General features: G+C 66.7%; 20 protein-coding genes. 11 read left to right on the top strand and 9 right to left on the bottom strand.

Annotated features, from left to right (window positions below; genetic code table 11):
• Positions 1 to 7 precede the first annotated feature (7 nt).
• From LQD00_RS09560 to LQD00_RS09550, 3 genes are all read left to right on the top strand, one after another.
• A complete protein-coding gene (locus LQD00_RS09560; RefSeq protein WP_232716902.1) occupies positions 8 to 1,192 on the top strand; it encodes a CaiB/BaiF CoA transferase family protein in 1,185 nt (394 codons plus the stop codon).
• A 101-nt stretch (positions 1,193 to 1,293) separates the two neighbouring features.
• Positions 1,294 to 2,826, top strand: a complete 1,533-nt coding sequence (locus LQD00_RS09555) for a catalase (RefSeq protein ID WP_232716901.1) — start codon at positions 1,294 to 1,296, stop codon at positions 2,824 to 2,826.
• 365 nt (positions 2,827 to 3,191) lie between these two features.
• Complete coding sequence (locus LQD00_RS09550; protein ID WP_232716900.1) at positions 3,192 to 4,484, top strand: competence/damage-inducible protein A; 1,293 nt, start codon at positions 3,192 to 3,194, stop codon at positions 4,482 to 4,484.
• Positions 4,485 to 4,667: 183 nt separating this feature from the next.
• Here LQD00_RS09550 and LQD00_RS09545 read toward each other — a convergent pair whose 3' ends face one another.
• The gene (locus tag LQD00_RS09545) at positions 4,668 to 6,314 is read right to left on the bottom strand and encodes an acyl-CoA synthetase (protein WP_232716899.1); all 1,647 of its coding nucleotides are present in this window, start codon (positions 6,312 to 6,314) and stop codon (positions 4,668 to 4,670) included.
• Positions 6,315 to 6,606: 292 nt separating this feature from the next.
• On the opposite strand from LQD00_RS09545, the gene LQD00_RS09540 reads away from it, so the two are divergent.
• Both LQD00_RS09540 and LQD00_RS09535 read left to right on the top strand, forming a co-directional pair.
• The gene (locus LQD00_RS09540) at positions 6,607 to 7,593 is read left to right on the top strand and encodes an esterase/lipase family protein (protein ID WP_232716898.1); all 987 of its coding nucleotides are present in this window, start codon (positions 6,607 to 6,609) and stop codon (positions 7,591 to 7,593) included.
• The gene (locus LQD00_RS09535) at positions 7,590 to 8,447 is read left to right on the top strand and encodes an oxygenase MpaB family protein (RefSeq protein WP_232716897.1); all 858 of its coding nucleotides are present in this window, start codon (positions 7,590 to 7,592) and stop codon (positions 8,445 to 8,447) included. The genes LQD00_RS09540 and LQD00_RS09535 overlap by 4 nt, the downstream gene beginning before the upstream one ends.
• 157 nt (positions 8,448 to 8,604) lie before the next feature.
• Here the strand turns inward: LQD00_RS09535 and LQD00_RS09530 are convergent, their stop codons facing one another.
• The 7 genes from LQD00_RS09530 to LQD00_RS09500 form a co-directional block, all read right to left on the bottom strand.
• Positions 8,605 to 9,939, bottom strand: coding sequence for an NtaA/DmoA family FMN-dependent monooxygenase (locus LQD00_RS09530; RefSeq protein WP_232716896.1), 1,335 nt, complete (start codon positions 9,937 to 9,939; stop codon positions 8,605 to 8,607).
• Between the two features lie 72 nt (positions 9,940 to 10,011).
• Complete coding sequence (locus LQD00_RS09525; RefSeq protein WP_232716895.1) at positions 10,012 to 10,785, bottom strand: ABC transporter ATP-binding protein; 774 nt, start codon at positions 10,783 to 10,785, stop codon at positions 10,012 to 10,014.
• Positions 10,782 to 11,669, bottom strand: coding sequence for an ABC transporter ATP-binding protein (locus LQD00_RS09520; protein ID WP_232716894.1), 888 nt, complete (start codon positions 11,667 to 11,669; stop codon positions 10,782 to 10,784). The genes LQD00_RS09525 and LQD00_RS09520 overlap by 4 nt, the downstream gene beginning before the upstream one ends.
• Positions 11,666 to 13,285: an ABC transporter substrate-binding protein gene (locus tag LQD00_RS09515; protein WP_269784824.1), complete on the bottom strand. Its 1,620-nt coding sequence runs from the start codon at positions 13,283 to 13,285 to the stop codon at positions 11,666 to 11,668. The genes LQD00_RS09520 and LQD00_RS09515 overlap by 4 nt, the downstream gene beginning before the upstream one ends.
• A 59-nt stretch (positions 13,286 to 13,344) precedes the next feature.
• Positions 13,345 to 14,217, bottom strand: coding sequence for an ABC transporter permease (locus tag LQD00_RS09510; RefSeq protein WP_232716892.1), 873 nt, complete (start codon positions 14,215 to 14,217; stop codon positions 13,345 to 13,347).
• Between the two features lie 3 nt (positions 14,218 to 14,220).
• Entirely contained in the window at positions 14,221 to 15,381 is a 1,161-nt protein-coding gene (locus LQD00_RS09505; protein ID WP_232716891.1) for an ABC transporter permease, read from the bottom strand.
• A gap of 98 nt (positions 15,382 to 15,479) precedes the next feature.
• Positions 15,480 to 15,674, bottom strand: coding sequence for a hypothetical protein (locus tag LQD00_RS09500; protein ID WP_232716890.1), 195 nt, complete (start codon positions 15,672 to 15,674; stop codon positions 15,480 to 15,482).
• Between LQD00_RS09500 and LQD00_RS09495 the strand changes: the two genes are divergently transcribed.
• The 4 genes from LQD00_RS09495 to LQD00_RS09480 all read left to right on the top strand — a co-directional run bounded on the left by LQD00_RS09495 (position 15,673) and on the right by LQD00_RS09480 (position 18,542).
• Positions 15,673 to 16,527, top strand: coding sequence for a GntR family transcriptional regulator (locus tag LQD00_RS09495; RefSeq protein ID WP_232716889.1), 855 nt, complete (start codon positions 15,673 to 15,675; stop codon positions 16,525 to 16,527). The two genes, LQD00_RS09500 and LQD00_RS09495, sit on opposite strands and share 2 nt — an antisense overlap.
• An 84-nt stretch (positions 16,528 to 16,611) precedes the next feature.
• Complete coding sequence (locus LQD00_RS09490) at positions 16,612 to 17,127, top strand: NADPH-dependent FMN reductase (RefSeq protein WP_232716888.1); 516 nt, start codon at positions 16,612 to 16,614, stop codon at positions 17,125 to 17,127.
• Positions 17,124 to 17,630, top strand: coding sequence for a flavin reductase family protein (locus LQD00_RS09485; protein ID WP_232716887.1), 507 nt, complete (start codon positions 17,124 to 17,126; stop codon positions 17,628 to 17,630). Before LQD00_RS09490 ends, LQD00_RS09485 begins: the two co-directional genes overlap by 4 nt.
• Positions 17,631 to 17,756: 126 nt before the next feature.
• Complete coding sequence (locus LQD00_RS09480) at positions 17,757 to 18,542, top strand: SHOCT domain-containing protein (protein ID WP_232716886.1); 786 nt, start codon at positions 17,757 to 17,759, stop codon at positions 18,540 to 18,542.
• A gap of 27 nt (positions 18,543 to 18,569) precedes the next feature.
• Here LQD00_RS09480 and LQD00_RS09475 read toward each other — a convergent pair whose 3' ends face one another.
• Positions 18,570 to 19,892 (bottom strand): aspartate aminotransferase family protein, encoded by a 1,323-nt coding sequence (locus LQD00_RS09475; RefSeq protein WP_232716885.1) that lies wholly within the window; start codon positions 19,890 to 19,892, stop codon positions 18,570 to 18,572.
• Between the two features lie 278 nt (positions 19,893 to 20,170).
• Between LQD00_RS09475 and LQD00_RS09470 the strand changes: the two genes are divergently transcribed.
• Entirely contained in the window at positions 20,171 to 21,190 is a 1,020-nt protein-coding gene (locus LQD00_RS09470; protein ID WP_232716884.1) for a phosphotransferase enzyme family protein, read from the top strand.
• Positions 21,191 to 21,239: 49 nt separating this feature from the next.
• Entirely contained in the window at positions 21,240 to 22,016 is a 777-nt protein-coding gene (fabG, locus tag LQD00_RS09465) for a 3-oxoacyl-ACP reductase FabG (protein WP_232717099.1), read from the top strand.

Genomic DNA, 22,016 nt, shown 5'->3' with positions numbered 1-22,016 from the left:
TTGGCCGGTGAAATCGGACCAGTCGCCCCCGTCGGACTCAGCCCTGCTGCCGCTGGAGGGGATAACCGTCGTCGCACTCGAGCAGGCCGTCGCCGCTCCCCTGGCCACCCGGCATCTGGCGGACCTGGGCGCGCGGGTCATCAAGGTCGAACGCGTGGGTGAAGGGGACTTCGCCCGGCAGTACGACTCGGCCGTACGCGGCGGCGCGGGTACGCATTTCGTCTGGCTGAACCGCGGCAAGGAATCGGTCGAACTCGACCTGAAGAGCGAGGCCGGGCGCGACGCGATCAAGACCCTGATCGCGGGGGCCGACGTCTTCCTGCAGAACCTGGCACCCGGCGCCGCCGCCCGCCTCGGACTCGGCGCCGACGTGCTGCGCGCCGATCATCCGGAGCTGATCGTCGTCGACATGTCCGGATACGGCGACGCCGGCCCGTTCCGCGACCGCAAGGCCTACGACATGCTCGTCCAGGCCGAGACCGGGCTGATCTCGGTGACCGGAACGCCCGAGGACATGACCAAGACCGGCATCCCGTCCTCCGACATCGCCGCCGGGATGTACGCCCTCACCTCGGTGCTGTCGGCACTGTTCCGCCGCGCCACCACCGGGGTCGGTGCACGGGTGGCGGTGTCGATGTTCGACGCCACGGTCGAGTGGATGGGTCACGCGATGTACATGCGGCTCTACGGCGGCAAACAGATCGCCCGCGTCGGCCTCGGCCACGCGGCGATCGTGCCGTACGACAAGTACCCCACCCAGGACGGGACCATCCTCATCGGAGTCCAGAACGACCGCGGGTGGGACACGCTGACCCGCGTCGTACTCGAACGGCCCGACCTCGCCGAGGACCCCCGGTACAAGACCAACATCGACCGCGTCTCGCGCCGGGCGGAGGTCGACGCCATCATCGCGGCAGAGACCAAACGGTTCACCACCGCGGAACTCGACCGCCGTCTCGCCGACGCGGGTGTGCCCGCCGCCGAGATCCGCGACCTCGAGGCCGTGGTGGAGCATCCCCAACTCAGCGAACGCGACCGCTGGCGCGACGTCGACACCGAGGTCGGTCCGATCAAAGCCGTGCTGCCGCCGATGACCTTCGACGACATCGAACTCGCGATGGGTCCGGTACCCGCACTGGGCGAACACACCGAAGCGGTGCTCCGCGAGTTCGGCATCGCCACGGGCGAGTAGCCCTGACGGGTGGTCGGCTCGGCGTAGGATCGGCGGGGCAGACCTGCAGCCCTCGGGTCACGCTTTTTCATGCACGGATACGACGACCTCTTGGAGGCGATATGTCCGACGATTCGCTCTACACAACCCGGGACTCGGGTGCGCCGGCCGGGAGTGACGAACACTCTCTGACGGTGGGCGCCGGAGGACCGATCGTCCTGCACGATCATTACCTCATCGAGCAGATGGCCCAGTTCAACCGCGAACGAATCCCCGAACGACAGCCACATGCCAAGGGCAGCGGCGCTTTCGGGACGTTCGAGACCACCGAGGACGTTTCGGCCTACACCAGCGCCGCACTGTTCCAACCCGGCGTGAAGACGGAGATGGTGGCACGGTTCTCGACGGTGGCCGGCGAACGCGGCAGCCCCGACACCTGGCGTGACCCGCGCGGTTTCGCGCTGAAGTTCTACACGTCCGAGGGCATCTACGACATGGTCGGCAACAACACGCCGATCTTCTTCGTGAAGGACCCGATGAAGTTCCAGCACTTCATCCGTTCCCAGAAACGTCGGCAGGACAACAACCTTCGCGACCACGACATGCAGTGGGACTTCTGGACGCTGTCGCCGGAGTCCGCCCACCAGGTCACCTGGTTGATGGGTGATCGCGGCATCCCGAAGACGTGGCGCCACATGAACGGCTACAGCTCGCACACCTACCTGTGGGTCAACGCCGAAGGTGTGAAGCACTGGGTCAAATACCATTTCAAGTCCGACCAGGGCGTGGAACACCTGACGCAGCACGAAGCCGACCAGATGGCCGCTGCCGACACCGATTTCCACACCCGGGACCTGTTCGAGAACATCGCCGACGGCAACCATCCGAGCTGGACTCTGAAGGTCCAGCTCATGCCGTTCGACGACGCGGTGAACTACCGTTTCAACCCGTTCGACCTGACCAAGGTGTGGCCGCACGGCGACTACCCGCTGATCGACGTCGGCAAGATGACGCTGCACACCAACCCGGTCGATCACCACACGCAGATCGAGCAGGTCGCCTTCGAGCCGAACAACGTCGTCCCCGGTATCGGCTTCAGCCCCGACCGGATGTTGTTGGGACGCGTCTTCTCCTACGCCGACGCCCACCGGCACCGTCTCGGCGGCAACTACAAGCAGATCCCGGTCAACGCGCCGAAGAACGAGGTCCACTCGTACTCCAAGGACGGCGCGATGCGCATCCACAACGTCACCGACCCGGTCTACGCGCCCAACTCCAAGGGCGGGCCGTCGGCGCTGTATCCCGGTCAGGGCGAACCACAGTGGGCCGCCAACGGTGAGATCCTCCGCAGCGCCTACGTCGACCATCCGGAAGACGACGACTGGGGTCAGGCGGGCACGCTGGTCCGCGAGGTGTTCGACGACGCCGCACGAGAGCGGTTCGTCGACAACGTCGTCGGCCATCTCCTCAACGGTGTCTCCGAACCCGTGCTGCAGCGCGCGTTCGAGTACTGGCACCGCGTCGATCCCGACATCGGTGCCCGCATCAAGTCGGGCGTGACCGAGAAGAAGGACGAGTCCGACCCCAAGGCGGATGACCAGGCCAACCCGGCCCGGTCGTCGATGCAGGAGAAGGCGAAGGCCGAGAAGCCCTGACCTCACCGCTCCTCCCCGCTCCCTGAGGTGCGAGGAGCGATAGCACGCCCCCCTCGCTCCCTGAGGTGCGAGGAGCAATAGCACGCCCCCCTCGCTCCCTGAGGTGCGAGGAGCGATAGCGACGAGCCTCGAAGGGCTGGTGAGACGAACTCGCCGGCCCTTCGAGGCTCGCTTCGCTCGCACCTCAGGGAGCGGAACCGGCGCGTTCGCACGCACCTCAGGGAGCGGAACCGGCGCGTTCGCTCGCACCTCAGGGAGCGGAACCGGCGCGTTCGCACGCACCTCAGGGAGCGGAACCGGCGCGTTCGCACGCACCTCAGGGAGCACCAAGCCGCGGCGCTCAACCCCCGACTAGGCTCGGACCCGTGAGTGTGCGCGCAGGCATCGTGGTGACCGGAACCGAGGTACTGACCGGGCGGATCACCGACCAGAACGGACCGTGGGTATCCGAGCAGCTGCTTTCGCTCGGCGTCGACGTCGCCCACATCACCATCTGCGGGGATCGACCCGCCGACCTCACCGCGCAGCTGCGCTTCCTCGCCGACCAGCAGGTCGATCTCATCGTCACCAGCGGCGGCCTCGGTCCCACCGCCGACGACCTGACCGTGGCGACGGTCGCCGAGTTCTGCAATCGCGACCTGCAACTCGACCCTGCTCTCGAGGAGCACATCGCCGGCATCATCCGACGCTGGCGACCCGACACCGTCGACCTCGACTACGGCCCGACCCGCATCGGCATCCGCAAGCAGGCCCACGTCCCCGCCGGTGCCGCTGCGATACCGCCCACCGGTACGGCGCCGGGCGTCGCCATCCCCGCCTCCCCCGGGGAACAGCCCCTGCCGGCGATCCTCGTCCTGCCCGGCCCTCCCGGGGAGCTCCGGGCCATGTGGCCGACCGCGATCGCCTCACCCGCCATCGCCGAGGTGGTGTCCCGGGCCGACGACCTCAAGCAGGAGACCATCCGCGCGTACGGCCTGCACGAAGCCGAGCTCGCCGAGACCCTGCGCCGCGCGGAAGAAGCGATCCCCGACTTCGACGCTCTCGAGATCACCACCTGCCTGCGACGCGGCGAACTCGACATGGTCACCCGGTTCGCCGCCGCCGACGCCGCCACCTACGGCCGGTTGTCGGACTTCCTCGTCGAACACCATGGGCGGCAGATCTTCTCGACCGACGGTTCGACCATCGAAGACCAGCTCATCGCGACGCTCGACGGTCGACTCATCGCCACCGCGGAGTCCTGCACCGGCGGGCTGATCGCGGCACGACTGACCGACCGCCCCGGCTCCTCCGCCTACGTCATGGGTGGCGTCGTCTCGTACTCCAACGACGCGAAGTCCGACCTCATCGACGTCCCCGCCGAACTGATCGCCTCACACGGCGCGGTCAGCGAGGAGGTGGCCGCGGCGATGGCCGAGGGAGCCCTACGCCACCTCAAGTCCGACGTCGCGGTGTCGACCACCGGGATCGCCGGCCCCGACGGCGGAACCGAGAACAAACCGGTGGGGACCGTCTGCTTCGGCGTCGCGATCAAGGGCCGTCCCACCTACACGGTCACGCGTCGCTTCCCCGGTGACCGGGAACGGGTTCGCTCCCTCACCACCACCGCCGCGTTGCATCTGGTTGTCGCACAGCTCAAGCGAGACCCCGCCGGCTGACCTCGATACGCGGCGGCCTCGCTGCGCTCGGTCGACGCTACTCGGCCGGCAGCGTGCCGCTGGTTGAGTGGCGAGGAGCCTGCGACGAGCCCATCCCCCGCTGGTTGAGTGGCGAGGAGCCTGCGACGAGCCCATCCCCCGCTGGTTGAGTGGCGAGGAGCCTGCGACGAGCCGTATCGAAACCTACAGCGGCCCCGTCGGCAACTGCCGGCGGACGAGCTTGCCCGTGGGGTTGCGCGGCAACTCGTCGACGAACACCACGTCGCGCGGCACCTTGTACCGGGCCAGATGTGCCTTCACGTGCGCCTTGATGTCCTCGGGCGACGGGTTGGCGTGCGGGGCGGCGACGATGAAGGCGCGCAATCGCTTTCCGAACTCGTCGTCGTCGACCCCGATCACCGCGACGTCGTCGATGTCGGGGTGTTCGGCGAGCAGGTTCTCCACCTCGAGAGGGTAGACGTTCTCTCCGCCGGAGACGATCATGTCGTCGTCGCGGCCATCGATGTGCAGCAGTCCGTGCTCGTCGAAGCGCGCCATGTCACCGGTGGACATGTAACCGTCGATGATTTCTTTGTTGCGTCCATCGGTGTATCCCTCGAAGGGCGCTCCGTTGCGGACGAAAAGCCTTCCGCGGACGTTGGTTCCGGTGATCCGGCGACCCTCGGCGTCGAACAGGGCGAGTCGGCTGGTGACCGGCGGCCGACCCACCGTGCCCGGGGCGAGCCGCAGTTCCTTCGGTTGCGCCACCGACGCGATCGCCACCTCGGTCGACCCGTAGAGGTTGTAGAGGACGTCACCGAAGGTGTCCTGGACGGCCTCCGAAAGTGTGGGCGACAGAGCCGATCCCGCGATCACGATGATCCGCAGCGCGGACGTGTCGTACTTCTTGATGACGTCGGGTCCGAGAGCGACCATGCGGTGGAGCATCGTCGGTACCGCGACCAGCACCTCCGCTTTGTGCTCGGCCAGCGCGGCCAGCGTCTTCTCCGGGTCGAACCGCCGCATGACGACGGCCTTGTTCCCGAGAGCAGCGCCCACACCCCAGAGCGCGAAGCCGGTGGAGTGGAAGATGGGCGAGACGATCACCATCGCGCCCCGCTGCGGGAACGGAATCCGGTCGAGAAGCAGTGCGCTGGAGAACGGCGACAACTTGGAACGTTGCGCGCCCTTGGGCAGACCGGTGGTGCCGCTCGTCAGGATCACGAGTCCGGCCCACTCGTCCGGCTCCGCGGGCGTGGACGTGTCCCCGCCGGCGACGATGTCGTCGAGGGTACGGACCCCCTCGGGGACAGGCCGCTCACCATCGACCCAGGTCACGATCCGTAGCGTCTCGGGAGGGAGGGCGTCGGCGAGGTCGGTGAACTCCTCGTCGTAGAGCATCGCGACGATCTTCTCGCGTTCGGCGACCTCGACGAACTGGGTCTTGCCGAACCCGGTGTTCATCATGGCCAGCCGCACACCGGCCTTCCCTGCAGCGCTCATCGTCGTGAGCAGTCCTCGATGGTCGCGTGCGATCACGCCGATCACCGAGCCTCGCTTGACCCCGGATGCGAGCAGATGGTTGGCCAGTGCGTTCGCGTTCGCATTGATCTCGCCGTAGGTCAGTTCGCCGCGTTCGTCGGCGACCGCACCCGCTTCCGGGTACTCGTCCGCCCCGTGCGCCACCACCGAGGCACAGGGCCCGATGATCTTCGCGCGCTTGACCGTGGTGAGCAGCTCTTTGGGTCGCGTGGGGTCCAGCAGACCCGAACGCTTGAGGACCTTGAATGCGCCGACGGCGTCCTGCACCTGTTCGACGGCAGTTCCGACCGCACCGGTCACCGAGACCATGTCCACCCACCTTCCGCGGCCGGAGCCGCCAGTCCGCGCCCTCGGGGTCGGCTCGACGGTGACGCGACGTTGGTCACGGACGTCACCATGGCCGATGCAGGTGCCAGAGTAGGACGGCACCCGGCAGGGCATGTCCGGTTCACCGAAATCGGCACGGCGTCAACCCGTCCCGGGACGCAGCCGGGGAACCCCGCGGCGACGACCGGCATCGGGCCATCAACCAGTTCACTGATTCGTTGCGCTTCCGCGACAACTCTGACAACATCTGTCTTCAGATCAAAGGTGGGGGAACATGTTCAGTTTTCGACGGATGACGACGATCGTCACCGCTGCGGTGGTGTGCGCCATGACGGTGTCGACGAGTCTCTCGGGGGCGGGCACAGCCGAGGCCGCGCCGTCGAAGAAATACCCGGTGTCCTGGGACTTCCGGTCCGCGATTCCGAACGTGCTCAACCAGACGCTGGACGCGAACTGGTCTCCTCCGGGCGCCAACGACCCCTCGTGCAAGCTGACGAAGGAACGCCCCAACCCGGTGATCCTGCTGAACGCCACCGCCACCACCCAGTGGGCCTACAGTGCCGGCGCCCCGTACCTCGCCAATCGCGGGTACTGCGTCTACACGTTCAACTACGGCAACATCACGCCGATCCCGAGCTTCCCCATCCAGGGCCTCGGCGACATCGAGCGGTCGGCCCGCGAGGTCTCACGCAACATCGACCAGATCATGCGCCGCACCGGGGCGAAGAAGGTCGATCTGGTCGGCTGGTCGCAGGGTGGTGGCCTGTTGCCGCACTACTACATCGACTTCCTCGGCGGCGACAAGAAGGTCGACAAGGTCATCGGCATCGCGCCCGGCAACCACGGTTCGACGGGTGACATGCTCACCTACGTCCGGTATTTCATCCCGCCGTTCGGGCCGGTCGGCTACGACATCTTCAAGGCCCTGTTCCCCGCCTTTGCGCAGCAGGCACAGTATTCGGACCTCGTCCGCAAGGTCTATGGCAACGGCGACACCAAGCCGGGACCGCACTACACGACGATCGTCACCAAGTACGACGAGATCGCGACCCCGTTCACCAACGGCTTCCTCGAGGGTGACAACGTCACGAACATCCTTCTGCAGGACGACTGCCCCGTGGACCTGTCCGAACATCTGTCGATCGCCTTCAGCGAGCGCGCCTGGCGCCACGTGCGGAACGCGTTGACCCCCGCCGAGGCCACCCGCGTACCCTGCTTCCAGGTCGACCCTTTCTACCCCGGAATGAGTGAAGGCCGATGACAGCAGACCCGGTCCCCGACGCGTCCGTCGACAACTCCGAGATCACGCCTCTCGGACCGGATTCCGTCGCCTGGAAGGTCTTCGGTGACCTCACATTCGTCCTCGGCGCGCCTCGCCGGCTCCTCATCGACGTCGCCCACCCCGTGGTGGCGACCGGAGTGCGCGAGTTCTCCGTCTTCGAGACCGACCCGTACGGGCGCGCCGAACGCACACTCGACATGATCATGGGTGTCGTCTACGGCCGGGACGACGCTCTCGACATGGCACGCCGGCTGCGCGAACGCCACCGCGACATCAAGGGCCAGAATCCCGACGGCTCCCGCTGGAGTTCGCTCAATCCCGAAGCGTTCCACTGGGTTCACGCGAGTCTGGTGCACGGGATCTACACCCAGCAAAAGGAACTCGGCCGCGGGTGGAAGCCCGGCGAGGTCGAGCAGTTCTACCTCGAGATGCGACGCGTCGGGCGCATGTACGGCGTCCGCGACCAGGACATGCCGGAGAGCTGGGACGCATTCTGCACCTGGTTCGACGAGATGACCCGCACCCGACTCGAGCGCTCGGACATGACGGAGCGGGTCTTCGCCGTGGTCAGGTCTCCCAAGCCGCCGCCGCACATCCCGGTCCTGCGGCACGCGCTCATCTGGAACACCACGGTTCGTCCGGTGGCCGGGTTGGTGCTGGGCACTGTCACCGCAGGGCTCCTCACGCCGGAGTTGCGCGAGCTTCTCGGCATCGACTGGGGCGCCGGACGTCGCTTCCTCTTCCGCCTGATCTCGCTACAGTCGAGGCTGATCATCCCGCGGCTGCCCAGGGCCGTCCGCATGGTCCCCCACGCTCGCGCGGCGTACCGCTAGGTTTCCATACGGCTCGTCGCCATCTCCTCGCCTACTCGACCAGCGGGCCCTCTGCCGGCCGAGTGCGCCGACCGGCGAAGCGAGGCCGCCGCGTATCGAGGTCACGCCACCGCGCCCCCGCACGCCGAAGCATGCGGGGGCACAGTTGTTTCCGTTGTCAGAAGGCGCGCAGGTTCTCCCGCAGGGTCGAGCCGGTGTACTCCTCGCGGATGAGTCCGCGGCGGCGCAGTTCCGGTGCCAGGCCGTCGGAGATCATCGCCAGGTTCATGCGGGTGGTGGGCAGATAGAACAGGAAACCGTCGCCGCCCGCCTCTTCCATGATCTCGCCCATCTTGTCCGCGATGGTCGACGGTGAACCGACGAGGCCCATGTCCTTGACCTGGAAGCTGCTCGCGACGACCTCACGCAGCGTCTCGTCCTCGCGGCCCTCGAACAGACCGGCGATGGAGGTGTATTCGCCGTTCTGCTTGGACAGGTCGATGTCGCTGACCCTGGTGTCGGGGTCGATGGCGCCGAAGTCGATGCGCCCGCCCGAGGTGTAGGACATGTTCCACAGGTTGTACTCGATGGCCTTGTCCGTCTTGCGGAATGCCTGTGCCGCTTCGTAGGCGGCATGGGCTTCGGCGTCGGTGGCCGCGATCGTCGGGGTCGCGATGAAGAGGACCTTGATGTGGTCGGGGTTGCGTCCGGCGGCGGCCGCGCGGGCACGGATGTCCTCACGGTAGGCCTTGGCGGCGGCGGCGTCCTTGACGATGGCGATCTGGGTGTCGTCGTAGTTGGCGGCGAGCACACGGCCCGGCTCCGAGCTACCGGCCGAGCACACCGGCACCTCGCGCTGCGGACCGGGGATGGTGTTCAGCGGGCCGCGGCACTTGAAGAACTTGCCCACGAACTCGATCGGGTTGACCTTCGTGTGGTCGGCGTAGACACCGGAGTAGGGATCGGCGATGACCGCACCGTCCTCCCACGAGTTCTGCAGCGCCTTGACGACATCGATCCACTCCATGGCCATCTCGTAGCGCTCGTCGTGCTCGAGGTGCCGTTCGTAGCCGAAGTTCTGGGCGACGCGGTCGGTGACGCTGGTGACCACGTTCATGCCCACGCGACCCTCGGTGAGGTGGTCCAGGGTGGTGAACGCACGGGCGGCGAGGAACGGCGGGTACTGGATGGTCGACACGGTCGGGATGATGCCGATGTGCTTGGTCTGCTGGGTCATCAGCGGAACCAGCGGCAGCGGGTCGTTCTTGGGGGCCATGAATCCGCGACGCAGCGAGGTCTCGGCGGAGTTGTTGTAGGAGTCCTCGACCATCGAGGTGTCCTCGATGAGGATGTAGTCGAAGCCGGCGCGTTCGAGGCTCTTGGCCATGTCGACGTGGATGTCGGGCTTCATCCAGTCCAGGTGGTTGGTGCCGGTCCACGGACCGTCACCGTTCGTCGGGCTCCAGGGGTGAATGCCGAAGCCGTCTCCGAGGAACCAACCCATGTGGAACATTGCGATCTCCTGTCGTGAGAAATGGTGGTGAGATGTGTTGCCGCCGACCGGGATGGCCGGCGAGTCGTGGGGCTAGGCCGCTGCTTCCACGGCCTGGTAGGCGCCGACCAGCGTCTGCGTGTAGTCGTTCGACGGCGCCTCGAGGATCGACATCGTCTCGCCTGATTCGACGACCTTGCCGCGGTTCATCACCAGCAGGTCGTCGGTGATGAACGCGGTGGCCGGCAGTCCGTGCGAGATGAAGACCAGTCCGAGCGAGTGCGTCTTCACGTAGTCCTTGAGAAGGTTGAGGACCACGGCCTGCGCGGACACGTCGAGCGCACTGACCGCCTCGTCGCAGACGAGGATGTCCGGACCGACGACGAGAGCGCGCGCGATCGAAAGGCGTTGCCGCTGACCGCCGGAAAGCTGGTGCGGGTATCGCTCGACGAGTTCGGGTGCGATGCCGAGTTCGGCGACGATCGCATCCACGGCGGCGTCGGCTGCCTTCTCGTCGAGTCCGCCGAGGATCTGCGCCGGGCGTCGGATCGCCTCGCGGACGATCCGACGGGGATCGAACGTCGTGGTGGTGTCCTGGGCCACGAGCTGCACCTTGCGGCGGTACTCGAGACGACCCGGACGACGTTCGAGCAGCCGGGAGAGGTCGCGGCCGTCGACCAGCACCTGCCCCGAGGTCGGGGCGGTGAGTCCGACGATCATCTTGCCGAGAGTCGACTTACCCGAGCCGCTTTCGCCGACGATGCCGGTCGCGCGACCACTCTCCAACTTGGTGGTCACCCCGCCGACTGCGGTCACCTTGCGCCCGTACTTCTTGTGCACGTCGATGACCTCGATGATCGTGCTCATGCTGCGGCCTCCTCTCTCATGACCGTGTCCAGGGTCGGAAGACGGTCCAGCTGAGCGGAACCCAGCGTCGGCATGCACTCGAGCAGTCCGCGGGTGTAGGGGTGGGTCGCGTGATCGAGGTTCACGGCGGCGATGGTCTCCACGACGCTGCCGGCCTGCATGACGAGCACCTTGTCGGCGAAGCGTCGTGCGAGAGCGATGTCGTGGGTGATGAAGACCAGCGACGCACCGTTCTCGATCGTGAGGCCGGTCATGAGCTCCATGACCGACACCGCCAGGGATGCGTCGAGAGCACTTGTCGGCTCGTCGGCGATGAGCAGCTCCGGCTCGGACGCCAGCGCGATCGCCATCATCACGCGCTGACGCATGCCGCCGGACAGCTGACCGGGCACCGATGACATCACCCGGCTCGGCTCGACGATGCCGACCTGCTCCAGGCGGGCCTCTGCGACCGCGGCACGCTCCCTGCGGGAGCCGTACCTGCTCTTCGGCAGGACCGCCGTGAGCTGACTGCCCACCGACCAGATCGGATCGAGAGAGCTCATCGCGTCCTGGAAGATCATCGAGATCCCCTCGCGTCGAGCAGGGATCCGCTGCGCCTTCTCCGCCAGCAGTGAACGGCCCGACAGCGACAGCGTCGCCGCCGACACCTCCCCCACACCCGGCGGGATGAAGCCGCCGAGTGCGTTGGCGATGCTCGATTTCCCCGAGCCCGACTCGCCGACGATCGCGACCCGCTCGCGCCGGCCGATCGTGAACGAGGTCGGGTGGACCTTTTCCACCCCGCCGTAACGGATCGTCAGATCGGTCACCTCGAGGACCGGGGCAACGGTGCCCGTCACATCCCCTTGGGTCACCGCGACCTGGTCAGTGAGCGTGGTCATGGCTTGAGCTCCGAGTAGTCGATCACGCTGTCGGTGCGGAAGACGTAACCCTCGACACCGTTGGCAAAAGCGTTGAGCGGCTGCACGTATCCGATGTAGACGGTCGGCATCTGGTCCTGCAGGATGCGTTCGGCCTTGTTCCAATCACCCCATGCAGCCGGGGTGAGCGGCTCGCCGGAGGCATTGCCCGCGGCGATGGCGCTGTTCAGCGGGGCGTAGTCGAAGTCCGGCCAGTTGATCGGCGATCCCGGGGTGTAGAAGAGGGACAGCACGTACGGCGGGGACTGCACGACCGCGTAGTCACGGCCCATCGATGCCTGGAACGTCTTGTTGGCCAGCCCCTCCTGGAACACCGCCGAGTTCACCTCGTTGAGGGTGACCTCGAATCCCGCAGCGCGGGCAGCGGTCTGGATCTGAACGGCCGTCTCCTTGAGATCGGGCACCGCGTTGTTCACGGTCAGCTCGAACTTCACCGGGGTGGTGATGCCCGCGTTGCGCAGGATCTCCAGCGACTTCGCCGGGTCGGTCGTGTTGCTCTTCAGACCGCTGCCGTTGTAGTCCGGCAGCGTGTCGTTGAGGATCGACGAGATCGGACCCAGCCGGCCCTTGTAGACGTCCTTCATGATCGCGTCGTAGGGAACCGCGTAGGAGAACGCGCGGCGGATCTCGACGTTGTCGAACGGGGCCTTGGTGGTGGTCAGCGGAACGTAGACGTAGGCGTTGCTGGGCACCGTGAAGATCTGGGCGGCGTTCGCGTCGCGCAGGGCGACCTGGTCGGCGGGACGCAGCTGGGTGGCGACCGATGCGTCGCCGCTCTTGACGAGGTTGGAGCGCTGGCCGGCGTCGGCGACGACGCGCTGGACGACCCGTTTCACCTCGGGCTCGCCGAGGGCGTATCCGGGATTGGCCTCATAGACCATCTGCTGGCCGGGGGTGTAGCTGGTCAGTTTGTACGCACCGAAGCCGAAGTCCGCGTTGGTCTTCGAGTACTCGACACCGTACGGATCGTCCGGGGTGGCGTTCGCCTCCAGCACCTCGGAGTCGTAGATGGCGTACGGGGTGTTCGCCAGCAGCGACAGCAGTGTGAAACCGTGCGACGGATCGGTGATGGAGATGGTGACGGTGGCGTCGTCGACCTTCTTCACCTGGTCGGTCGAGGTGATCACGGGAGCACTGACGAACGACACGATGCTGGTGTCGACCTCGAACTTGCGCTTGAACGAGAAGATCACGTCGTCGGCGTCGAGCGCGTTGCCTGCGGCACTCTTGGCCTCGGTGTTGAGGTGGAAGGTGTAGGTCTTGCCGTCCGGGCTGACCTCATAGCTCTTGGCCAGCACGGGCTCGAACTTGAAGAGTTCCTGGTGTGCCGAGAGGCCGTCGGAACCTGCGACGTACGGGTTGCGGATGAGGGTGGCGCCGGTGTTCACGAAGAACTCCGCGGCCTCGTAGCCGGTTGCGCTCGTCTCGTAGCTGAAGCTCGGAGGTTGGGCCGCGGTCACGATGACCACGCCGCCCTCGGCGGAGTTGTTCGACGACCCGCCACCACACGCGCTGAGTGTCAGTGCGGCGGCGAGGGCGAGCGCGGTTCCGCTCACCAGTGTGGACAGTCTTTTCATGGTTATCGGGTGCTCCGTTCTGGGAAGGAATTGCGAGAGAGACTGTTACGTGCGGGTGGTCAGAACCGTCGGCGGCGGGAGACGAAGGTGGTGACCCGGGAGGCCGCCCACACCGAGTAGGCGAGGGCGAGGACCGGGAACAGGGCGGGCCACCAGCGTCCGACCGCTGCGTCCGCGGCCCCGTCGGCGAGCATGTTGCCCCACTCCGCGGTCGGGAGCGGAATGCCGACGCCGAGGAAGCCCAGGCCGGCGCAGAAGATGATCCCCATTCCGAAGATCGCCGAGGCGTTCTCGAGGACGGGTGCACACGAGTTCGGGATCACGTGGCGGGTGAGGATTCGGAACTCCGATTCGCCACTCATCCGCGCCGCGGTCACGAAACCGTCGTTTCGCGTCCGCAGCACCTCGGTGCGCATCAGCCGGCCCTGGAACGGCATGAGCACCAGTGCGAGCGCCAGCGCGATGACCACCGAGTTGCGTCCGAAGAAGGAGACGATGACCAGGCCACCGATCATGACCGGCATCGCCTGGACCAGGTCGATGGTGCGCCCGAGCGTCGCCGCGATCGCACCGAGAAGTCCGCCCCTGGAGCCGTACATGCCGGCGATCGCACCGATGGCGAGGCCGACGGCCGTGGCCAGGACCGTCACGCCGATCGCGATGAGGATGTCGAGGCGGAAGGCGGTGAGCGTCCGTGAGAGCACGTCGAATCCGTTGGAGTCGGTGCCGAACCAGTGTTCGCCCGACGGCGCGGTCGAGGGGGTCCCGACCACCTCGGTCGCCGACTGCGGAGCCAGCATCGGCCCGAAGACCGCGAGGAGGAGCAGAAGTGCGAACGGGATGAGGGCGGCGTAGTCGCGGATGCCGGCAGACCTATCCGAATTCTTCGGCTGGGCCGGGGTTTCCGTCGTGGAGAGGGGCGCCATGACCATGTGTCAGACCTCCTGGTTGCGCGAGTCGCGTCGACGGGAGTCGAGAAGGCCGGTGGCCACCTCGGTGAGGAAGTAGACGATCAGACAGAGTGCGGCGATGACGACCAGGAAAGACCGGAGGGCGAACACATCCGACGAGCGGACCGCATCGACCGCGTACTGACCCAGACCGCCGAGGCCGAACAGCGATTCGAGGACCACCGCGCCGCCGAGGAGCAGACCGAAGATCATTCCGAGCATCGCGACCGCCGACGGCAGCGCCCTGCGGTAGATGCTCAGGATGACGACGCGCCGAGGGGCGCCCGAGGCGATTCGGAAACGCGTAGCCGGGCTGTCGATCTCGGCGTCGAGTGCCAACACCAGTGACTTCACCAGGATTGCCGAGTGTGCCACGGTCATCACCGCCACCGGCAGGATCAGGTGAGCGATGTAGGAGTTGGCCGCTGCCGTGTCCCCCGCGATGAGAGCGTCGAGGACCGGGAATCCGGTGACCTCGGTCGGCGGCATGAGGATCGGATCGAGGCGTCCGGACGGGGCCGGGACCCAGGCCAGCGTGGCGAAGAAGATGAACAGGAACAGGATTCCGACGACGTACTCGGGGATCGCACCGGCCGAACTCGCGTAGGAGCGAAGCACTTTGGAGAAGCGATTGGTCGGCCGGGTGACGATCAGGTAGGACATCGGCAGGCTGACCAGGCAAGCGAAGAACAGGCCTGCGCCGATCAGCTCCAGGGTCGCGGGCACCCGGGTGGCCATGTCCTCGGCCACCGGTCGGCCGGTGGCGATCGAGTCGCCGAGGTCCAGGCTGAACAGCGAGGTCAGATAGGCCCAGAACTGGGAGACCAGAGATCCGTTGAGTCCGTATGACTCTCGTGCCTGTTCGAGCGCAGCACCGGACAGTCGACCACCTGATGCCGACACCAGCGGATCGCCGGGGATCAGTTGGACGAGGAAGAATGCGACGATCACGAAGATGAGGAAGTTGACGATTCCCCGACCCGCCGCACGCCCGATCCAGGCCCATTCGGAAATACGCGACCACAACGCCCCGGCTGCGGACCCCTTCGTCCCGGCACTGCCGCCACCGGCGGTTGTCGTCGCGCGTCGTGAATCGACAGCGCCCGGGTCGACGATGCCCGGGTCGACGCTGATATCGACGGTCACTCGATCTCCCATCTAGGACTTGATCTGTTGGGTCTCGATCTGTTGAGTGCCGATCCTGTGGTCGGTTTGTTTCGAAACCCGCGTCTTGGCGTGACTGATCAATTGCGCGGGTTCACATTCGTGATCATCGGCGCGTAGCCGCAGGTCAACGGGCCGTTCGGCATCGACGAGATCTTTTTTGCGCCGAATGTGACGCGCACAACTTGCCCGCGCTGATCTTCGCAAGAGTCCTTAGACTCAGTAGCCATCGGCAGTTCAACCCCCGCTGTTGGAAGATCGGAAGTCATACCCATGACGACACCACCCCCGTTCCACCCCCGCTCGCGCGGCGGCTCCGCGCGTGGGCGTCAGGTGTCCTCCCGGCGCGTCCGCGACCTCATCCTCGCCTCGATTCGCAACGGCACCATCGACATCGACGCGCAGTTGGTGGAGGAAGATCTCATGATCATGTTCAACTCGAGCCGCGGCTCCGTGCGCGCGGCACTGAACGAGTTGAGCGAGACCGGCGTCGTGATCCGGCGCCCACGGGTCGGCACGCGCGTCAATCGCCGGGATCTCGGTGTCGCACTGGACGACATCTCCGCCACCGGTGGCGAACTGGTGCACATCCAGGTGACCGATCAATGCATCGTGCCGACCTTCCCGCTCATCCGCGCGCGCTTGAAGATCGACGACGACGTCGTACGCCTCGTCGAGAACTCCTTCATCGCCCACGACGAGATCATCGGGATGCGCAGCGCCTACTTCTCTCCACGATTCAATGCCGACCCCAATGACCTTCGGGACAAACCGATGTCGATGGCACGGACACTTGCGGAGTTCTTCGGGGTCGCACCGGGCGGCGCCTCGGTCTCCATCGGCGCGGAACGAGCCGACGAACGAACCGCACGCCTGCTCGACGTCCGGCCCGGCGAGACGCTGTTGTCCCGGGAGATCCTCTACACCACCGCCGACGGCACCCCGGTGGAGATCGTCTTCGACCGCTTCCGCGCGGACCGGATCCGGTTCGAATCGCAGATCGACCACTCCGATGTGACCTGGTGTCCCGATCCCGAGCCGATTCCGGTGGCGGAAGATTCATTGCGCACCAACGGGATAGCACAGGGTCAGCGCCCCGACGAGATCGGCCGTCCTCGCGCAATCTGAGTGAAATAATCGGTTGACCATTCGGCAATGTCGCCCGCGCACTCTGCAGGAGAACGCATCTCGCGACATTCGAAGGGGAGCATCGTGATCGTTTCCGTTGTGGCAGGCAACCCGAAGCCTGCATCGAGGACACTGACGGCGGCCGGCCTGTTGGCGTCGACCCTCACCGGCAAGGAACCCGACCACGTCGTCGACGTGGTCGACCTGGGTGCCGGCCTGCTCGGCTGGGGTGACTCCGCCGTCGCGTCCGCCGTGGAGACCGTGGCCGGCAGCGACCTCGTCGTCTTCGCCTCACCGACCTTCAAGGCCACCTACACGGGCCTCCTGAAGCTCTTCCTCGACCAGTTCTCCACGAGTGACGGCCTCCAGGACGTCACCGCCATCCCGTTGATGCTCGGCGCCGGCCCCGCCCATTACATGGCCCCCGACCTGCTGCTCAAGCCTGTCCTCGTAGAACTCGGCGCGACCGTTCCCGCCGCCGGCCTGTACGTCGTCGACAAGCTCTACGACGACACCGAGGCCTTCCAGCCCTGGATCGATCGCTGGGGTTCGATCGTGCTCGCCTCGGCCACCGCAACCGTGTCGGCGGGTGACCGATGACCACGTCCGTCACCCCCACCACCGATCTGGACAGCACCGAACTGCGAAAGGCGTTCGGCGCCTTCCCGACCGGCGTCGTCGCGCTGGCCGGGATGTCCGGTGCCGAACCGACCGTCATCGTCGCCTCGTCCTTCGCCGTCGGCGTCTCCCAGGAACCACCGCTGGTGATGTTCGCCGTGCAGCAGAGTTCGACCACCTGGCCGATCCTGCGCGACCTGCCCAGTCTGGGCGTCTCGGTGCTGGGCGAGAGCCACACCGAGGTGATCCGCCAGCTGTCCTCGAAGGACAAGACCCAGCGCTTCGCCGGTGTCGCGACGACCGTGTTGTCCAGTGGGGCTCTGCTCCTCGACGACGCCCCGGTTCACTTCGAGTGCGCCATCGAGAGTTCGCACACCGCCGGCGATCACGAGATCGTCGTGCTGCGGGTGACCGGACTGGCCAACGATCATTCGAAGCAACCGATCGTGTTCCACCGCTCGGCATTCGCTCGGCTCAGCGCCTGAGTCGACCGGGTCCGCGGCGGACGACACCGCCTCGGACCCGGCACTCGCCGCACGTCGTTTCGTGGCCTCGTCCGTCGATGATCCGTGTGTACCCTGTTGAGGCACTCCTCGACGAAAGACACCACGATGAACAGTCCGGTCACCCCCGAAGCAGACAACGCCGTCAACGAGATCGCCGGACGGTACGGACTGTCCCGCGATGCGGTGTTGGCGATGCTCCTCGCGGTGAACGCCGGCGGCGGGACCATGGCGCAGTTCAACATTCCCGAGCTCGGCGACTCCGGTCAGTGGATGCGCGGCGGGATGACGATGGTCGGCGACATGTTCGACAACTCGCTCAAGTCCCGGGTCGATTCGCTGTGCAACGAGCTCGCGAATGTCCTGGCCACCACGTCGATCTTCCCGCCGGCGCCGCAGCAGCAGCCGGGCGCCGGATTCGTCACCGCGGGAACCTGGTGGCCGGCGGACCTCGGTGTGCCCAGCTCCACCGGTGGCCAGAACGACGTCCGGTACGCCGTCTTCCCGGCCACGCGTCGTCTGGCCATCCAGGTCGCCGGGGTCACGCGGATCTTCGACACCGCGGACCACCAGATCGGTGGCGTTCAGCAACAGCAGGGCTCCGGATACGGGTCGGTGAGCTTCTCCAGCCAGTACGGCACCTTCGACGTGTCGAGCCTCGTCGAACTCGGACCGCAACAGGTCGCCGAGACCCCGGTCGCCGCACCTGCACCCGTCTCGGACGCACCGGCACAGACTCCCGCACCCGCCGATGCCTCGGCGCCTCAGACGCCCGCCCAGGATGCCTCCGCCATCGTCGCGGCGATAGAGTCGCTGGCCGACCTCCACCAGCGTGGAATCCTGACCGACGAGGAGTTCGCGTCGAAGAAGGCGGAACTGCTCGGCCGGCTCTGATCCGGAATCCGGGTCGGCACCGCCCGTTCAGCCCACGGTGGTGAGTGTCGTGGCCAGCGCCGATTCCAATGCCGTGCAGAACCAATCGACATCGGCGTCGGAGAACACGAGCGGCGGGCGGATCTTGAGCACGTTGCCGTGCTCGCCACAGACCGAGATGAGCACGTGGGCGTCCCGCATGGCCTCGACGATCGCGCGAGCACGTTGCCGATCGGGGGCACCGTCGTCGGTCACGATCTCCACCCCGATGTACAGGCCGGTGCCTCGGATGTCGTCGACGGCAGCATGACCGGTCGCCACGCCGGCGATTCCCTCGCGCAGACGCGCGCCGATCCGCAGCGCATGCGCGGGTAGCTCGTCGCTCTCGATGACGTCCAGCACCGCGGCCGCAGCCGCCATCGACACCGGGTTGCCCCCGAAGGTGTTGAAGTAGGGCTGCGTCGTCGCGAATCGCTCGAGGACCGCGGCCCGGACGGCCATCGCGGACACCGGCAGACCGTTGCCCATGGGTTTGCCCATCGTGACGATGTCGGGCCGCACCCCGTGCCGTTCGAAGCCCCACATGGCCTCGCCGGTCCGGCCGAAACCCGGCTGGACCTCGTCGGCGATGAACACCGCCCCTCGCTCGCGGACCGCCGCGACCGCGGGGGCGAGGGTCTCTCGATCGGCGAAGACACCGTCCGAGGAGAAGATCGTGTCGACGATGAGGCAACTGACGCCGAATCCCGCCGACTGCAACTCATCAGCGGCCCGGCGTACGTGATCGGCGAACGCCTCTGCCGTCGAACCGGGCTGACGCGAGTCGGGCGGCGGCACGGTGCGGACGTGGGGTCCGAGCACCGCCGGTCCGCCGTTCGACGGCGAGATCGCGGTCACCGCCTGGGTGTTGCCGTGGTACGCCTCGGTCGTCACGATCACCCCGGTCGCCCCGGTGTGCATCGCCGCGACCCGCAGCGCCAGATCGTTGGCCTCGGAACCGGTGCACGCGTACATCACCTGATCGATGTCCGGGCCGAGGGTGCCGAGCAGGCGGCCGGAGTAATCGACGATCCCGTCGTGGAGATAGCGGGTGTGGGTGTTGATCGACGTCATCTGCCGCATCACGGCGTCGACGACGTGCGGGTGACAGTGTCCGACGCTCGCCACGTTGTTATAGGCGTCGAGGTAGCGGACGCCGTCGGCGTCGAAGAGGTGACTTCCCTCGCCGCGCACGAGGTGGACCGGTTTGCGGTAGAACAACCGGTACGCCGGTCCGAGCATCCGTTCGCGGGCTTCGATGAGTCCGTCACCGTGCCGCCCCACCGAGCCACCGGTGTAGCTGTTGGAATCCATGATGTTGGAGAAGCTCACGTGGGGTCTTCCTGGGAGTAGTGATGATCCGGTTCGATCCGGCGAGCATTTGGTCTGCTCGACGGGGTCCACTTCCGGGTACAGCTGCGCACAGCCGACTGGTTCCGGCCCGGGTCGTCCTCATTCCTACGCCGTATTCCGCTGGTAGGCAACATATCCACCAGCGGACCGCACCCGATTGTTTCCACCGCGTTTCGGCCGACCCGTGATCGCTACGGCCGCGTTAAACATCGCCTTTTGGTCTGCTCCCGGTCCGGTTTCCGGGTGACACTGTTCCGGTGCCCGGACTACCCCCAGACCATCGCGCATTCGCGGAGAAGGCGTTGCCCCTCTACGGCTTCGACCCGTCCGCGACGCTGCGCCTGCTGAGTCTGTCGGAGAACGCCACCTATCTCGCCGAAGACCACACCCGCCGGCTCGTTGTGCGGGTGCACCGTCCCGGTTATCACTCGGTCGAGGCCATCCGCTCCGAACTGCGGTGGATGGCCGCACTGGGAGCCGAGACGCCCGTGTCCACTCCCACCCCGGTCGCCGCAGTCGACGGCGCCGAGGTCGTCGAGGTGACCGTGCACGGCCGCACGCTGCTCGTCGATGCCGTCACGGTCGTGCCCGGGTGCACCGCCGAAGAGGACTCTGACGTAGTCGATTTCGCGACGATCGGTGCGATCACCGCACACCTGCACGAGCACAGTTCCAGATGGTCGGCACCTGCCGACTTCGTCCGGTTCACCTGGGACGTCGAGACCATGCTCGGTCCGGAGGCCAGGTGGGGGCAATGGCGCGAAGCGCCCGGACTGTCCCCCGAGGACTGTGCGGACATCGACCGCGCGGTCCGGGTCATCACCGATCGGCTCACCGAATTCGGCAGCGGGCCCGATCGATTCGGCCTCGTCCACGCCGACCTACGACTGGCCAACCTGATGGTCGATCCGCACGCGGACCTCCCGGCGATCACGGTCATCGACTTCGACGACTGCGGATGGTCTTGGCACCTCGCCGATCTCGGGTCGGCGGTCTCCTGGGTCGAGCACGAACCCGGGACCGAGGACCTGATCGATGCCTGGCTGCGCGGGTACACCACGGTCCGACCGCTGCCGGACGACCATCTCGCGATGATCCCGACCTTCGTGCTGCTGCGCCGCATCCACCTGACCGCGTGGGTGGCATCCCACTCCGACGCCGACGCCGTCTTGGGCATCGCCGACGACTTCGTCTCCGGCACTGCATCTCTCGCACGCCGCTACCTTGACGACCCGTCGTGGTTGCAACGGGTCATCACGCGGACATCCGCAGCCTGACGCCTGACGTTCACCGCCCCACCATGCACATCAGAGGAGCACCATGACCATGTTCAGCCTGGCCGACCGATCGGTGATCGTGACCGGCGGCACCAAGGGGATCGGACGCGGAATCGCCGGGGTGTTCGCGCGGGCGGGCGCCGACGTCGCGATCGCCGCGCGCTCGGCAGCCGAAATGGACTCGGCGATCGCCGAACTCGACACCCTGGGCGACGGCAAGATCATCGGTGTCCTGACCGATGTCAGCGACCAGGCATCGTGCAACGAGATGGCAAGGAACGTCCAGGAGACCTTCGGCTCGATCGACGTCGTCTGCGCGAACGCCGGCATCTTCCCCGAGGCGTCGCTGGCGACGATGACCGACGGTCAACTGAGCAAGGTTCTCGACGTGAACGTGAAGGGCACGGTGTTCACCGTGCAGGCCTGCCTGCCCGCACTCGCCGAGTCGGGTAGCGGCCGGGTCATCATCACCTCGTCGATCACCGGGCCGATCACCGGCTTCCCGAACTGGTCGCACTACGGCGCGTCGAAGGCCGCCCAACTGGGGTTCATGCGCACGGCTGCAATCGAACTCGCCGGCCAGGGGATCACCGTCAACGCGATCTTGCCCGGAAACGTCCTGACCGAGGGGCTCGTCGAGATGGGCGAGGACTACATCGCGGGAATGACCCGGGCCATCCCGATGAAGGCCCTCGGCACCCCCGAGGACATCGGTCATCTCGCCGCATTCCTCGCCACCCGGGAGGCCGGTTACATCACCGGACAGGCAATCGCCGTCGACGGCGGCCAGGTGCTTCCCGAGTCACCGGACGCGATCCCGGCCTGA

The sequence above is a fragment of the Gordonia metallireducens genome (genome assembly GCF_021245825.1).
Classification (GTDB): Bacteria; Actinomycetota; Actinomycetes; order Mycobacteriales; family Mycobacteriaceae; genus Gordonia; species Gordonia namibiensis.
Note: the sequence above shows the minus strand (reverse complement) of the source record. Positions and strands in the feature narration are given on the sequence as shown.

Coding starts and splice junctions, on each gene's coding strand:
- LQD00_RS09555 (WP_232716901.1), top strand. CDS start 1,294: ATGTCCGACGATTCGCTCTACACAACCCGGGACTCGGGTGCGCCGGCC.
- LQD00_RS09545 (WP_232716899.1), bottom strand. CDS start 6,314: ATGGTCTCGGTGACCGGTGCGGTCGGAACTGCCGTCGAACAGGTGCAG.
- LQD00_RS09540 (WP_232716898.1), top strand. CDS start 6,607: ATGTTCAGTTTTCGACGGATGACGACGATCGTCACCGCTGCGGTGGTG.
- LQD00_RS09535 (WP_232716897.1), top strand. CDS start 7,590: ATGACAGCAGACCCGGTCCCCGACGCGTCCGTCGACAACTCCGAGATC.
- LQD00_RS09530 (WP_232716896.1), bottom strand. CDS start 9,939: ATGTTCCACATGGGTTGGTTCCTCGGAGACGGCTTCGGCATTCACCCC.
- LQD00_RS09525 (WP_232716895.1), bottom strand. CDS start 10,785: ATGAGCACGATCATCGAGGTCATCGACGTGCACAAGAAGTACGGGCGC.
- LQD00_RS09520 (WP_232716894.1), bottom strand. CDS start 11,669: ATGACCACGCTCACTGACCAGGTCGCGGTGACCCAAGGGGATGTGACG.
- LQD00_RS09515 (WP_269784824.1), bottom strand. CDS start 13,285: ATGAAAAGACTGTCCACACTGGTGAGCGGAACCGCGCTCGCCCTCGCC.
- LQD00_RS09510 (WP_232716892.1), bottom strand. CDS start 14,217: ATGGTCATGGCGCCCCTCTCCACGACGGAAACCCCGGCCCAGCCGAAG.
- LQD00_RS09495 (WP_232716889.1), top strand. CDS start 15,673: ATGACGACACCACCCCCGTTCCACCCCCGCTCGCGCGGCGGCTCCGCG.
- LQD00_RS09500 (WP_232716890.1), bottom strand. CDS start 15,674: ATGGGTATGACTTCCGATCTTCCAACAGCGGGGGTTGAACTGCCGATG.
- LQD00_RS09485 (WP_232716887.1), top strand. CDS start 17,124: ATGACCACGTCCGTCACCCCCACCACCGATCTGGACAGCACCGAACTG.
- LQD00_RS09480 (WP_232716886.1), top strand. CDS start 17,757: ATGAACAGTCCGGTCACCCCCGAAGCAGACAACGCCGTCAACGAGATC.
- fabG (WP_232717099.1), top strand. CDS start 21,240: ATGTTCAGCCTGGCCGACCGATCGGTGATCGTGACCGGCGGCACCAAG.